Source organism: Bacillus sp. FSL R9-9492 (genome assembly GCF_038007365.1).
GTDB lineage: Bacteria > Bacillota > Bacilli > Bacillales > Bacillaceae_G > Bacillus_A > Bacillus_A mycoides.
Window position 1 is genome coordinate 84,751 of sequence record NZ_JBBOXC010000002.1, and the last position, 15,014, is coordinate 99,764.

The 15,014-nt window shown below is 30.8% G+C and carries 13 protein-coding genes and 3 pseudogenes; 5 read left to right on the plus strand and 11 right to left on the minus strand.

Annotated elements, in window-relative coordinates; all coding sequences use genetic code 11:
- Nucleotides 1-510: 510 nt before the first annotated feature.
- Nucleotides 511-1,218 (minus strand): IS6 family transposase, encoded by a 708-nt coding sequence (locus MKY70_RS28810; RefSeq protein WP_241139207.1) that lies wholly within the window; start codon nt 1,216-1,218, stop codon nt 511-513.
- A 91-nt stretch (nt 1,219-1,309) separates the two neighbouring features.
- Here MKY70_RS28810 and MKY70_RS28815 point away from each other — a divergent pair.
- A pseudogene (locus MKY70_RS28815) lies at nt 1,310-1,705 on the plus strand (tetratricopeptide repeat protein); the annotation flags it as partial.
- A 656-nt stretch (nt 1,706-2,361) separates the two neighbouring features.
- Nucleotides 2,362-2,775: a hypothetical protein gene (locus tag MKY70_RS28820; RefSeq protein WP_341074701.1), complete on the plus strand. Its 414-nt coding sequence runs from the start codon at nt 2,362-2,364 to the stop codon at nt 2,773-2,775.
- Between the two features lie 314 nt (nt 2,776-3,089).
- Here the strand turns inward: MKY70_RS28820 and MKY70_RS28825 are convergent, their stop codons facing one another.
- Nucleotides 3,090-3,278, minus strand: a complete 189-nt coding sequence (locus MKY70_RS28825) for a hypothetical protein (RefSeq protein ID WP_201033450.1) — start codon at nt 3,276-3,278, stop codon at nt 3,090-3,092.
- 101 nt (nt 3,279-3,379) lie between these two features.
- Between MKY70_RS28825 and MKY70_RS28830 the strand changes: the two genes are divergently transcribed.
- Nucleotides 3,380-3,592 (plus strand): hypothetical protein, encoded by a 213-nt coding sequence (locus tag MKY70_RS28830; protein ID WP_341074705.1) that lies wholly within the window; start codon nt 3,380-3,382, stop codon nt 3,590-3,592.
- Nucleotides 3,593-3,921: 329 nt separating this feature from the next.
- Here MKY70_RS28830 and MKY70_RS28835 read toward each other — a convergent pair whose 3' ends face one another.
- Together MKY70_RS28835 and MKY70_RS28840 are read right to left on the minus strand one after the other, a co-directional pair.
- Nucleotides 3,922-4,395, minus strand: a complete 474-nt coding sequence (locus MKY70_RS28835) for a hypothetical protein (RefSeq protein WP_137058562.1) — start codon at nt 4,393-4,395, stop codon at nt 3,922-3,924.
- Nucleotides 4,396-5,257: 862 nt separating this feature from the next.
- Nucleotides 5,258-7,627, minus strand: a complete 2,370-nt coding sequence (locus tag MKY70_RS28840) for a putative mucin/carbohydrate-binding domain-containing protein (protein ID WP_341074710.1) — start codon at nt 7,625-7,627, stop codon at nt 5,258-5,260.
- A gap of 1,392 nt (nt 7,628-9,019) precedes the next feature.
- Here MKY70_RS28840 and MKY70_RS28845 point away from each other — a divergent pair.
- A complete protein-coding gene (locus MKY70_RS28845; RefSeq protein ID WP_341074711.1) occupies nt 9,020-9,412 on the plus strand; it encodes a hypothetical protein in 393 nt (130 codons plus the stop codon).
- A gap of 148 nt (nt 9,413-9,560) precedes the next feature.
- On the opposite strand, the pseudogene MKY70_RS28850 reads toward MKY70_RS28845, so the two are convergent.
- From MKY70_RS28850 to MKY70_RS30915, 6 genes and pseudogenes are all read right to left on the minus strand, one after another.
- A pseudogene (locus MKY70_RS28850) lies at nt 9,561-9,762 on the minus strand (small, acid-soluble spore protein, alpha/beta type).
- A gap of 159 nt (nt 9,763-9,921) precedes the next feature.
- The gene (locus MKY70_RS28855; protein ID WP_341026586.1) at nt 9,922-11,658 is read right to left on the minus strand and encodes a methyl-accepting chemotaxis protein; all 1,737 of its coding nucleotides are present in this window, start codon (nt 11,656-11,658) and stop codon (nt 9,922-9,924) included.
- 512 nt (nt 11,659-12,170) lie between these two features.
- Complete coding sequence (gene hepT / locus MKY70_RS28860; protein WP_000787545.1) at nt 12,171-12,584, minus strand: type VII toxin-antitoxin system HepT family RNase toxin; 414 nt, start codon at nt 12,582-12,584, stop codon at nt 12,171-12,173.
- Nucleotides 12,574-12,981, minus strand: a complete 408-nt coding sequence (mntA, locus tag MKY70_RS28865) for a type VII toxin-antitoxin system MntA family adenylyltransferase antitoxin (RefSeq protein WP_002090452.1) — start codon at nt 12,979-12,981, stop codon at nt 12,574-12,576. The genes hepT and mntA overlap by 11 nt, the downstream gene beginning before the upstream one ends.
- Nucleotides 12,982-13,214: 233 nt before the next feature.
- On the minus strand, nt 13,215-13,562 hold the full coding sequence (locus tag MKY70_RS28870; protein ID WP_002090450.1) for a YxeA family protein: 348 nt from the start codon (nt 13,560-13,562) through the stop codon (nt 13,215-13,217).
- 157 nt (nt 13,563-13,719) lie between these two features.
- The gene (locus MKY70_RS30915) at nt 13,720-13,839 is read right to left on the minus strand and encodes a MucBP domain-containing protein (RefSeq protein ID WP_320620207.1); all 120 of its coding nucleotides are present in this window, start codon (nt 13,837-13,839) and stop codon (nt 13,720-13,722) included.
- 14 nt (nt 13,840-13,853) lie between these two features.
- On the opposite strand from MKY70_RS30915, the pseudogene MKY70_RS28875 reads away from it, so the two are divergent.
- A pseudogene (locus MKY70_RS28875) lies at nt 13,854-14,024 on the plus strand (TetR/AcrR family transcriptional regulator); the annotation flags it as partial.
- Between the two features lie 135 nt (nt 14,025-14,159).
- On the opposite strand, the gene MKY70_RS28880 reads toward MKY70_RS28875, so the two are convergent.
- Nucleotides 14,160-14,939, minus strand: a complete 780-nt coding sequence (locus MKY70_RS28880; RefSeq protein WP_341026589.1) for a hypothetical protein — start codon at nt 14,937-14,939, stop codon at nt 14,160-14,162.
- Nucleotides 14,940-15,014: the final 75 nt, after the last annotated feature.

The window sequence follows — 15,014 nt, forward strand, 5'->3', positions numbered from 1 at the left end:
TTCCTACTTAGTAGCTAGAAGCAATTAATCATGTAGCTATGATGAATTAAGGTCTTAACCACCTTCAATTGAAGTTTAACTCTTTAAATATGAACACATTTTACTTTTTAAAAACTATTGAAATAAGTTAACTATTATATCTACCTACTCTTCGCATGCAATATTGCATGTGAAGAGCCTTAATTATTTTGTTATACTGTCTATGTGGATTTTTCATCCATCAATCCACACAAACGCATATTTATGTATATGCCGACCCTAATTGCTGAAAGTGAGAAGAATGATAGCCATTCTTCTCACTTTTTTTATATTCAAAAACCAATAATTTAATTAGCATTGCCTATTTTCCAATACTATCTACAGATTATATTGATATCACTTAATATGTTGTTTTTATCAGAGTCTCTTTCTAATCCAAACTTTAAAAAATAAATGGCCACTAAAATGGTTCTGGTGCAAATACTTAGGAAAGATATAAAGATGCGAAAAGTTTCCTAGTGAAATCTAGTCTTAAGCAGCAATTCCAAATAGTTGATGGATGAACTTCACTTGATTTTGGACAGACTTGTCCAATAAAACAAGTTGCCCTTTTTTCACCATATGCATAGCTTCTATTCCAGAAAGAATGGATGTAGCTGTGCGAAAGGATTTCAATCCTAACATCGAACGAACTCGCTTTTTAATAAACCGATGATCTTGTTCCACTATGTTATTGAGATACTTCACTTGCCTTAGTTGGATGCCTAATGGCATCTTTTTTTCTTTTCTCAATTCTTCAACTGCTATAGGGTAAGCTGGATTCTTATCTACTGTCACGACACGAGGCTCAGAAATATGAAAAGACTGCAAAGCTTTCTTGAAGAATCGCTTTGCAGCCTTGTGGTTTCTTGCTTTGCTTAGGTAAAAATCGATGGTATTTCCTTTCGAATCGACAGCACGATACAGGTACATCCATTGACTTTTCACTTTGATATATGTTTCATCGACTCTCCAAGAGTCATTGGTTTGCTTGAGATGACGACGGATTCTTTTATCTAATTCAGGACCATACTGATGAACCCAACGCATAATCGTTGTATGAGCAACGGATAAGCCCCGTTCCTCCATCATTTCCACCAAATCACGAAAGCTCAAGTTGTACCGTAGGTACCATCTTACTGTTTGCAAAATAATATCATGATGATAATGCTTCCACTTGAATAAATTTCGCTTTTCCATACTGATCACGCACCTTTTTTAGAGTAATAGTATCAGTATGTCCAAGATTTAGAGATTACCTGCAATTATCTTGAAGTTTTCGCACCAGAACCATTTATCTGAGGTTAATCAAAAGCTAGCCAGTGATTATAAAGCTTTATTTATTGAGGCAAGAGAACATTATAAATTAGGAGAAAATCAAATAGCTCAAGAGCTAATCGAAAAAGGGCTACAACTTTCCACTCAGTTAGGTATTGAAAGTTATATACATCACTTTAATATTTTGAAAAAAATGAACCTAAATAGTTGTGCAATTGATGTAGAAAAAGCTATTTTAGAAGGAATTTCCTATTTTGAACGCGAAGAACTATATGAATATATAAATGAATATACTAAAAAATTAGCAACCCAATTTTACAAAGAAAATAATCATGTAAAAGCAAGCTATTACTTTTATGAAGCTAGCAAAGCCAGTGAAAAAAACTATAAAAAAGGAGCATTAAAATGAGAAAATTAGCGGTTAGCTTACTTGGTATCTTAATTGTTGTCACAGTAACTTTTGGATCGAGTTCTTCAACAGGTACTCAAAGTACGGTAAATATTATCAAATATTCACATGGACATACTGGATAATAAAAGGAAGGATTACACCTTCCTTTTTCTTATATTTTCCCCTTAAAAATCTATTAAAAACTACTCATCTTTTAATGTCCTTACGTAAAAAACATGCTTCTCAAAAAACACCATGAGATTCATCAAGATACATATACATGCCTTCTTCTATTTTCTCTTCTTAAAGTGCCATTTATTCGTATTAGTCCCTATTCATTTAATTTTGTTTTACCTTAAAAGCTGCCTTTATTACGCCTCATCTAAGGCTTTTTCTCTCACCTATCTTACATTGTTATTAAATTTCAACTATGCATTTTGCCATAAGGAGCAAAAATTAACTACATTCCTACGGAGAACCTTAAAAATATGTACTTCCTCTTTTAAGAATAATTCAAAATTTAAATTGATTGGCCTTTTGCTGTACTTCATGTATGCAAAATTGCATAGTATTTCGTATTGATAATAATTATCGTTGTAACTATAATGGTTTCAGTAGGTGATATTTTCATTTACCTTTCAAATTTCAAAAATATTAAAGGAGGATTTAACGTTATGAAAAAAGTCATTTTAGCAGGCGCATTAGGAATTGCAGTACTTTCAGGTATGAATTTTCCAGGGGTAGAAGCAACAAAAGCGAGTGCAGCATCTACGAATTTAGAAATTCAAGAGATTACAAAATATTACTCTATGAGTTCTTATGAAGTGTCTCAAAAGGAATCTTTTAATCTTAAAAAGGGTGAAGAACTTACTGTCTTTGTAACAAATTCAGGATTCCCAATCTCTTATACAGTCTTTGACGCAGATAACCAAGTACTTGGCACATACAATGCTAATTCGCCATATGGCCGCATATTTACAGCACAAAAAGATGGTAATATTTCAGTACAATTCCAAGCAGGTGCAAATTCTTCGTTCATGAAAAAAATGAATTTTACAGCTAAATTTGCTCTTTCTAAATTAAATTAATTGTAATAACTTGTTTATGCTCTATAAAAAATAAAATAAAAAGGCTTATTCCATTAATAGAATAAGCCTTTTTCCATTATCCTCCTATATTTCTTTTAATATTTTTCTTCTCCATAAGTTCTTAAAACATAATTAAAATCACCCTCAGGATGATTACGTTCCACCGCTTGTACTTTTATATAATAAGTTAACCCCGTTTTTACTTTGTAATCAATATTCTCAGAGATATTAGTAGCATTCGCTGATCGATTTAGTTCATTTCCATCATTATCTAGTAAATATGCTACATTTGTACGTTTAGGTGTACATTCAAATTAGTCTACTCCTTCTTTGTCAATTAAATTATGGTTTCCATATACAACGCTATTCACTCCAAATTCATCTGCATTATATGATGCATTATTAGGCTCTTTGTCTCTATACCCTATTAATTTTTCTTTAGCAAGCAATGTCGGAGAAAGAACCTCATTAGTACTCGCTGATACGTTTCCCCTTCGTTCCATCTATTTTTTTTAATAATGATATTATAGGATATGTAATATCAATCTTTATACATTTGATAATTTATTTATAAAAATAATATATACTAATAAGGATGATTTATATGATAAATTTTCGAAAGAAGATGATAAAATCTTTACAAACATTTTGGGGATGCTTAGCATTCGGTGTATTGACGTTTGCTATCTTCTTAATTATAGGCTTAACAGATACACCTTTTAATACCTTAGGTTGGAGAGACTGGTTAGGTTCTGTAGTTGGTGCAGCCATTATATCAACGGGAATGTTTACTTTAAAGAAATTGAATTTAAAATAAATATTCCGTCAATACTCTATACAATCTCATTTTCATGATTGGAGCAGTTAGCTTTTGCTAGCTGTTCTTTTTTATGAAGCGAACCTACAAGCAATAAAAAAAAGAAATCTTTTATAGATTCCTTTTTTGTCTTACACTCTTTTTCAAATAGTGCATCTTTGCACCTACATTTATCATACCTTATAATTCTTATAAGGTAAATAAGATTAATCAACTTTGGTAACATCTTTTTATAAAAGGAACATTTACTACTAAGATCAATCCAGCATTTTATAAAATCGATAGCTTCACTATCAATACTACACTTTAAATTCCTGCCAATTACATTATTATTGTGCTAATAATGTAATTGGCGCAGTGTAAACTGTGTCAGTTTTCCCATCAGCATGTGTTACTTCAATTTTCATGCGATATGTTCCTGCCTCATTCAAATTACCTGCGCTGTTACCGTCAAAAGTCCAAACATTGAAATCTTCATTTGTTCCAGCAGGCAACATTGATTGATAATTGAAGTCAGTTTCAACATAACCCCAGCCAGTAGCATATTGTTTTTCTACAGTTGCTTTGTATGTTACATCATATGTGTTATCATTTGTTGCTCGTAGGATAATATTTTGTCCCATTCTGTATTCCGTATCTGAAAGTTGAATTGTAAAATCGTTCAATGTTTCTTTAGGACCACAAATATATCGGCAAAATTCGCTCGCTCCCTCTGCTTGAGCTTTAGGTGTTTCCACGTTCATTACTGTTAATCCACCAAGAGCTAAAGTTCCTGTTAACAATATTTTCCCAAATGTTTTCATTTAAAATTCCTCCTATTAATCATTAAATATTCGCCGTTAATTTTTAAAACATTTTCATAATTTTCTTTTGTGTAATTAGTGGTAAATATTCACTTCCACATACTACTTTGGTTTGTAGTGTTTTGTAACGTGATAATAAAACTTGAATTACTCTCGACTTAACGTTCTGTCGGAGAAAGATAAAAAATCTTTACTTGTGTTACTTTCAGATTTAAGTAATTTATCGAGTAGTTTACTGACATGTTCAGGTCATAGATCTTTTTTTATGTATATAAAGATTGTCATGTAGGGTTGAATTCTACTTATTCTTAAGGTAGTAGTAAGAAGTCAAATAGACATTAGTTTGCTTGCCCTTTTATTATCAAGCCCTGTATCAAATGAATCTTCTTCCAAATCTATAAAATTTCTGTTTCTAGCAATATTAAAAATCCCAACTAACATACTGGCTGAAAATTAATTTTCTACACAGTTTAAAAATAAAAATGTATCTTTATTTTTAGAATAATTCCTTTGCTCTCATGTAATAACATTTAATTTATTCCATTTTATGGAATATACAGTTTGTTATTGTAAAATCCTAAATATTAATACTATAATGTAAGTTTTTTTACAAAAATATGATATTTTAGCAAAAAGCAAACATTTTAAATGTTGATATTGATACTATTTAGCATTTTAAAATACCTTCCACTCAATATCTTAAAGAACTACTTAAAATGAGAAACTTCACTATTAAGGGATAATATAGTTCATAAGAAGAAGGCACCTAAAAGGTGCCTTCTTCTTATGAGATAAAAATTATTTAGCTAGTTATGAAATAATTATTCTCTCAAATAGACTATATTTATATCAGACGATATCATCAACTTATTGAAATTGTTTTCCATAAGGATAACGAGAATAGCCAATTCGAATCTCCATTTCCTTGGTAACTTTGAACAGCTTCATAGATTTTCCCTTGATACTCTACTCTATCCCCTTTTGTATATGCTTTCCTCGGATCCCATTTTTCATAAGAGGTATTTTGCTCTTTTGTTTTTATACTAAGAACACTACTTTGAATAGACTGATTTCCAGCTGCATCTATAGCCTTCACAGTATATTTGTATTCTATGTTAGCAGTCAGTTTACTATCAGTAAATGTGGTTCCCTGTACCGTTTGAATGAATTTCCCGTCACGTAATACTTGATATTCTTTCACACCTACGTTATCTGTTGATGAATTCCATTTTAACTCTACACTATTTGCAGTGATGTTGGTTGCTTGTAATCCTTGAGGCTGTGTAGGAGCTTCTATATCTGGGTTAGGGCTACTAATTTGATCAACTATCTTAAGACCATTAACTGTAACTTGATACACTATCTTCTTACCAAAGCTCTCTTGTATATTTTTATCCACATTTATTAGAGTCGCACGGTTTCCACCCTCTAAATGTGTAAATTCAATATAGTCTCCGACTTTCACCTGAATTTTTTGTGTTTCAGCATTTTGTTGCCTGTTTCCATAAATATCTTTATTATATACCACTTTTCCAGATGGATTTTGGACTTTCACACTCGCATATGTACTATCAAAGTAATGATGTGGTACACCTGCTTTTAATTGAATTTGCATTTCTTCTTTTGTCTTATTAAAATCTAATTTTGCAAATTCAAAATCTCCTATTCCTTTCATTGACCATACAAATTGGTTTCCCTCTAAAACATTAGCATTATTCGATATATCTGGGCTATATCCCAAATTTGACAAGACTGACTTTAAATCTGGCAAAACACCAATTTTATCTGTTAACGGATTTTGAGATTTGGTACCTGTATTTGGATTACTAAGTATAGTTCTTAATTCAGCTGGTTTATATGGACGACCTAAATGTTCTTTAGCCACACCTTGTATTGAAGTCGCTGCTCCGGCAATAATTGGAGAAGCACTAGATGTACCACTAAAGCCAGTTGTATAGAGATTTTTAGTAATCCTATTAGGCTCAGCACGAGTTGTATCTACGTTTTCTCCCCAACCATAAACATCAATTCTACTACCATAATTTGAAAACCATAAACGTTTATGAGGAACAGTTGACGATGCGGCTCCAATCATTATAGCTCCTGAATCTTTAAAGTCCGGACTATTGCGATTTAATACCTGTTTTCCATTCCGATCTCTAAATTGATCAAGGTCATTAGAACCATTTGCCCCGGCTTCTATCACAATAATTCCTTTATCCGTTCCAGCTCGTATTGCATCAAAGATAGCTGGCTGTACTTCAACAGGTAAATATTTATCTCCATATCCATCATAAGAAGCTTGTGCCTCTAATAATAAAATATCCCCAGCTTGTAAATTATGTACAGCATTTATTATCGCATCAGCCGTATTATATGACCCATCACCTCTTATTTGGGATACTACTTTAACCTTAGCCTTCGGTGCAATTCCTATGTTACCAACCTTATTATCTTCAGCAGAAACAATTCCAAGGACAGAGGTTCCATGACCAACGTGTTGATCTATATTTCTACCAGATATAAGCTCAATTTTTTGATTTAATAAATCTTCATGGTCTAATAACCACCCATACTCCATATCTACAAAAGTAGTTCCTTTTCCATCTCCACCTTTAATGCTCCATGCATAAGATGCATTAATCCCATATGGTGCTTCCTTAAGATATCCCTGGTTTAAAAATCTTGGATCGTCGTAAGGGTTAAGCGATACAGTAGGTAATTGTATTTCTGGTAAAAGAGTTGGTTTTTCTTGCATATATACTTCTTCAACAAGATGAGATTTCTTAAACTTGTCCATCAATGTTTCAGCTGTTACTTTATTAGGCACTTCTACAATATAATAATCTAGTAAATTAGAAGATGATTTTTTTTCAGTTTCCCTCGTATCTTTATCAATATTTTCAATCTCTTTCGGATTCACAGATGTAAATAAACGCTTTAATGTTAGCTGTGGAAATTCAGAGAAAACTTTTTCTAATTCCGGATCGCTACCTTCGTTTTTTATTTGTGCTTCAAGTCCATCCGTATACGGGAAATTCACTTCACTTTTAAACTTTAAAATAATTTGATCTCCTTCTTTAATATCTCCCTCATATTGACTTGTATTTTTTACAGAATCTTTCGAATCTGCATACACTACATTGGGATTTTCATGAAATTTAATGAACTCTAATCCTGTAAAAGCTGTAAGTGCAATCGTAGAAACAAATATCCCTTTTATAAATTTCATAATGAATACTCCTATCTTTATTTTTATATATAATAATTTACAGATTATTTTGGGTTATACTTTGAATAAATAACTCAACAACACTTGTGTGTATACATGAAGTATTTTAAAAGATCATTTATTATACACTCAACTGTTTATCTTTTATATACAAATGAACTGTTAACGCCTATGCCCTTCTTTTCAAACAACACAACAAATGTCCTCTTTATATAAAAAATAAATGAAAATTATTTGAAATACGTCAAAAATATTGAAAATCCACTTATAAACAACCGAACAATTTTATTATATTATTTTCATCTAATTAGGCACAGAAACAGTTTAAAAAATCTTACTACTTTTTAGGAAAAACGTTTTTAGGGTACATTTTAAAATAGCTCTTTTTCTTTGAAATGTTTCTGTGCTTAATATTTAAAATATCTTATGTCAAAATTCCCTGCAACAAATATGTTAAATGATTTATAATTATATATAATATGGAATATTATAGTTAAATATCCTATATTATACTCCATTAAATATAGCGTATTTAATTTATTAGTAATTAATTTATTAGTCTAAGTATGAATTATTAAGTATGTTCGTTTAAAATTGTCACAATATAATTTTATATTCGACTTTTTTAATTACTCGTGAAACATTTGCAAATGTGTTAACCATTATTTATAAGATAAATACCCCCTCTAAATATAAGATTTACTTAATTTAGATTCTTTCTCTCATAGTCATCATGTCGAAAAAAGTCGAATTTTTATATTTATTCTTTATTTTCTAGTTGTAAACGTTTTATTTTCATGTTACCATCTTAATCAAACATTAGATGGTAATAAAACTTAAAGTATTTCTTTCCCTTAGAGACATATAAACGTTCGGTAATACCATGAAAATAAGGCCAAAGAAATATGAGTTACTTGATAAAAGATTCAATGGGATTTTTACCGACTGAACTTTCTGTTAATTAAGAATGTAGAACTTTAACATTTTGTCCCTAAGCAAAATTTACATTTTAGCGTGGTAAACTCAAAAAGCTAAATCACCCACCCAAATTAATAAATGATATGTCCTGTTATATCTAGCGATCAGTCATGAGAAAAAGATTTCTTCCTAAGAAAACTTAGCCAATTAATAAAAAGTGTCTGAATTTCTATCTTTATTACCATCTATTGTTGGTAACATATTTACTAACTATAAAAAAGAACCTATTGAAGGTTCTTTTTTATTATAATCATTAGCATTTCAATTATTGATAATCATTGGTGTTGAATCTTTATTCCCTCAGCTTTTATAGTTTTCTTTTATTAACACTTGAAGACTTATTGAGGTACGGTTCTGATTTTAAAGGAACCTCAAAACTCACACATACCCTATACAGTAAAGGAAGTTTGGTACATGCAATTTTCTATAGACGCGATTCGTAATTTCCTCATACATGATATGGAATCTTATCGTGAAATGATCCTACAAGAAAATGATTATGACAATATGAAATGGAGTTACACCACATTCATTGATATGAATAATTACCTAAAGAAAACAAATATGGATCAAGAGGAAATTCAAGAGTTATTATCGGTGAGCCGTGAAGGGATCTCTTTTGGTTCGGTAACAAAACGTGATATGCTCTTTATACATTCTCTTACTAGTCCAAATCGATGTTTGGAACTAGTGGAAACCTATAAATTGATGGAACTAACAAATGAATACGTTCCCAATATGAAAGAAGAATTGCAATGGCTCAAAGATCGATGGGAAAAAGGATTTTATATTTTTGTTAATCAATAAATACGTTGTATTTATAAAAGTGCTTACCATAACAAATATAGAAGAGTCAAAGAATACGAATATAGCTTAGAAAAAAGCAAATCTTCTTAAAAGGGAAGTTTGCTTTTTTCTTATTCCCCCTTTTCGAGGGGATGGGCAAAAACCACCCTTAATGAACTTTATATTGACCAGATAACTGCTCTTGCGCCATACGAACTAAACGTTTCGTAATCTCTCCGCCTACTGATTTATTTGCTCGTGCTGTTGAATCCGCTCCAAGTGTAACACCAAACTCCTGAGCAATTCTCAATGGCACTTGCTGCAGCTGCTATCAGGATTTCATTTGAATTATTATTTTCGCGAATTTGCATTTCTAACACACCTCCACTGAAATTGGTAATATCACGCTCTATTTCCAGTAGAATATGCAAAAGAATTATTCTGTTAACTATTTTACATATATATCTAAGTTTTCATCCCTTATGTGGGAATAAATAAAGGTATAGGTCATACCTACACCTTCTTCTATCCTACTTAATTTTGAACCCTCCTATTAACTCCTGTAATTCTTTGGAGAGCCAATTTAAAGAATTTGCTAGCTCTGCAATATCTTTTACATACATTTCTTGCTCTTTTATCCTTATCTCAACATTGCTACTCTCATATGTATTTGCAATATGTGATAATTCGTTTACAACTTGAACAATGGATTGACTATTTTTTAAAATATCACTTGAATTACTCGAAGTCGCTTTAATTTGATTTGTAACAGATTGTGCAGATTCTGAAATTTTTCCGAAGAAAGCACCACTATTTTGAACAAGTGTTATTCCTGATTCAACCTCTTTTGAACTCTTTTGCATGGATCTTACAGCCTCTTCTGCTTCAACTTGGATTTCACCAATTAATTTAGCTATATCCCTTGCAGATATCTCGTTTTTTTCTGCTAATATACGTACCTCATCCGCAACAACTGAAAATCCTTTACCCATCTCTCCAGCACATGAGGCTTCAGTAGAAGCATTTAAAGCTAATAAATTCATTTGATTTGAAATGGTTGTAATTACAGTAAGAATTTCACTAATTCCCTTAGATTGTGCTTCTAATGCATAAATACTAGAAGAAACATCTTGAACTGTATCCCGGATTATTTTCATTTGATTAACAATTTGCTTTATCAGATCTTTCCCTTCTACAGAATACTGTTCCATGTCTCCCGAAGCTTTCGCAACTTGTTTTGTAATTCCTGTAATTTCTTCCATCTTACTTTCCATTTCTTGAACAATTCCTAAACATTTCTGCACTACATGTGCATGAGAATCTGCTCCTAATTTTAATCCTGTCATAGAACTTGCAATCTCTTGAAATGCCATGCTATTCTCTTTTGTACTTGCGGACAATTCCTGTGAAGATGTCGAAACCTGTTCAGCAGTCTCCCTTACTTTATCTATAATCCTATTAAACTTTTCAATAGTGTTATTAAAATAAGTATTAGTTATCCCTATATCATCAGATCTTTCATTCAATTTAATACTTAAATCCCCTTCTCCAACTTTACGTAACCCTTCCTGTAAATCATTTAAGGGTGATAGAGAATTGCGTGAGATAAATATTTGAATCGTAATTGCGATTGTTAATGAAATTATAATAAAGAGCAAACCTTGCACCATAAAGTTTTTCTTTGTAATAGGAATAATAGAAGCGTCCAAATCCGCTGCAACAATTGCAATAATATTTTTATTTTCATCTATAATTGGCTCTAAAATTGTTACCCATGAACCTAATTCATCTTCATACACTTCTGTCATTTGTGCCTGTTTCGTTTTCATTACTTTATCGTATGTCTTCATCCAATGAGTAGGCTGCTCATAATAGTCACCTGGTTTTACAGAAACTACATTTGCTAATTCTGTATCCAAACCTACTATTTGTAATTCAACTTCATCATTTAGCTTGGCCCCTGTAACATATGTTTGGCCGACACTTTTCAAATCTTTGATAGATTTATCTAATTGCTCAGTTAATTTTTCTTTCTTCACTCTTTGTGCTGTGGGATCTTTTGCTACATCTCTCACTATTTCTACGTCTAATTGATTTATTACTGTATCTCCTGTTTCAAAAGACTGCCTCTCAAATATAGACATCATACTATTTTGAAACATATTAAAACTTAGCGCCCCCATACTTCCCACAAGCGTCAAAATTACTAATACCGTTAGTAATACATTTTTTTGAAGTAACGATAGTTTATGCCAATATTTTTTCATTAAAATCACCTTTCTAATTTTCCATAATAAAAAAACAAAGTAGTAATACATTTAAAAGACACTCTATTCATTTCATTAGCATAAAGTAATATTCAGGATTCTCTCCTGATAAAATAAAAAACGGATAATCTGGTCCGCTTTTTATTTTATGGTAATTCCTCATATTTCTTTATACTATTTTATGCCTTAGATTTATTTTGAAATAATTAAAACTTAAACCTATATATATTTTAATGCTGACAATTTAGCATAATAAATATCTTTGCTTTTAAGGATTTATTTACACATAAAACTCAGAGTTAATTAAAGAAACATTAGTGTTTTAGATGTAAACGCAGTAAATCAAAGAAAGACACTCTTTAAAGAGTATCTTTCCACTGTGCAGCCATATAATACTTGCTTCTTTCATCTTTAAATCAAGTAGGCAAACAACTAAATTGTTATGTTAAAATTAGAAAAGAGCATAGCAATCTCTCCTCACCTATATAGCAATCTTTCTAAAACGTGTCTCCCTAAAATTCCAATATCCCCATAACTTCTTTCGTAAATAGTTTAAAATCAGTTAAATGTTTTTCAATAATTTGACGAACAATATCTAAATTTACACTTTGATAATCATGAACAGCAATATTTCGAAATCCCACCATCGCCTTTAACTTATTTGCTAGCTCTGCGCTAAGTAACCCTGCTGTAACCAATAAATCAAAAGCCTCTCGACTAGATTGGGGTAGTCCTAATTTTTTCCCAGCAACAATATGCATTGCTAAATCAATACTCGCTTCACAAGCTCTTTGTATATTCAATATTATTGAATCTTGCTTTGTGTAATCCTCCAAATTTTCAGGGTCATTTCCATATACATCTTGGATTCTTTTTATACAGCGCTCTATTGTGGAAATTTTATTTAAAATAACCTCATTCTTCATATATAGACCCTCTTTTCTTTATATCATCGAATACTATCTGGCGTTCCTCATTCAATTTTGAATACATTTTTAAAGTTTTCATTTCAAAAATGATTTTCCGTTCTTCATCAGAACAAAATATTGTCTTTCCTGTATGTATAATCTGAGCTTGAAAAACTGTAGAAGCTTCGGATAAATCAACTAAATCAACATCTCTATGAACAATGTTAGCTAACTCCTGTGCTAATAAAAAACGTTCATAGTTCCCTAAAGTTGTGTCACTTAAATAAGCTATATCAATATCACTATCTTCCCGTTCTCTGTTCTCAGCCGTTGATCCAAACACAATTATCCAATAGGGATTCACCGTCTCTTGTAATTTTTCTATAATAGCTGTTATCATGCTTTGAAAAATCATTTAATTAATCCCCCTTATTATACTTGAATTTTATTATATCATAACCATTACAAAATCCATTAAGCTACAACAAATACATAAACAAAATTAAACCTTCTTAGTACTTAAAGCACCTCAAAATTACGTGCTTATCCCTGTAAAAGCAAAAGACTGACAATAACTGTCAGTCTTTTGCTTTTGAAACTCTAAACAAATAGGGGCTATATTTCTCTAACAATGGCGTCTTTTATATGTTAATTCACCTTTAATTTTTCTTTTACTTTTGTAGGGAGTTCGTCTTTCTTAACCTCTTCCCAAGATTTCACACCTTTTTCCTCAGAGTAATATATAAGTAAAAATGCTTCTTTACGAAGATTTTTTAATGCTGTAAACTCCATTTCTTTTTCCTTACCGTCCTTATCAATTCCAGACAATTTATATTGGTAAGTCGTATCACCATTAACATTTTTCTCTTTTAATTGTTCGCCATCCTTAGTAATTTGAACATAATATTTATCTGTACCAAGTCGATTTAAGTTACATCCCGATAAAAACACAGTAAACATCACAAAAACACTAAACATAAGCATTATTCGTTTCATATTATTCACCTCATATTTCTTCTCACAAAAATTATATCCTAATCTTCTTACTACCAAAATCCATTAACATTACACTAATATTACATTTTCGTAATATAGGCTTTTATTTTTTCAGATACTCATCCTTTAATGGTTACTTAGGATTAGCTGAGTCTTTCTAATCCATTGGGACATTCAGCTCTTCCACCTTTTCATATACGTAAATGACCTCCGTTGCTCCTTCTACATACTTACCTTTGGCGTTTTTCGGCTTTTCTATCAACTTGTAGCCTGGAATAACTTATTAAATAAGGAATCGAAAAAAATGAAATTAAAAATGTTATAGATGTTATGTCACTTGCTTCTTTCCTTTCTTCTTCAATGAAAGAAGCCATTATGGCTAGTCAAGTATGAAAAAATAATATACACCATCATTATTTTATAGAGCAAATAAGACATCTTCTTAATTCATATTCTGCATAAAGAATGCAAAAGAAAACTCAAAAAAAGATTAGACTCTTTTTTTGAGCTCTTTTCTTTTCATAATGCAATTTATTATTTTAAATCTAAGCAAATTCTTTCCTTTAATGCAGGGTAGATTTATAGCCTGTGAAAATGTTATTTCATTTTTGAAGACTTCTTCACAAAATCCTTAATACCCTTTAATTTTTTTCCACTAATATTATCTTTGATGGTTGAATCTATTTCATTTTCAATATAAAAAGTTTTCTCTTTAACCTTTACCTCAAATTTATATTTATTTTTATTTTGATCCCAATTTATTAAATTGCTTTTTAGTTGCGCAATATCCCTTAAATCAAACTGAATCATAAAAGGTTCTAAAGCTGGATAAAAATTTCCAAGTTTACTATTCTCTTTTAAAAAAACCATATATGTGTCACCAGATTTAGGTTTTATATACAACGGATCTTTATTTTTTACTTTTTTTGTAAACACTTTCGTAGCACCTTTCAGAATTATTCCATTGTCATCAATAACTTCATTACTTTCCTCTAATACGAGGCTTTCTGAGTATCTATGATTTATTAAAATTTTATCCTCTACAGAGTCCCCTTTTAAAATTTCTTTGACATGAAAATTAAACAGATGGCCTTCGACATCTTCATCTTGAATCTCATATGATGAATTGTTTGCCATATTCCATTTAGAGTGTAAACCGTCATATTTACCTAGTACAATTACATCTGCTTCTTCTACCATTTCACTTAAATGATTTGTAGTTTTGAATGTCTTACTTAATACTATAGTTTCAGAGTTCGATGAAACATTAGACACTTCTGCTATGTCTGTATTTGACCAAATTGTTTTACCAATAATAATTAGAAAAGTAAATATTAATAAACATAGACTCCATTTTATTACTTTATGTTTATACATTATAATAACGTCTCCTTAAAAGATATTTTATACCATTTTCTCAATATAAATATTCCGAATTTTTAAAAAATATTA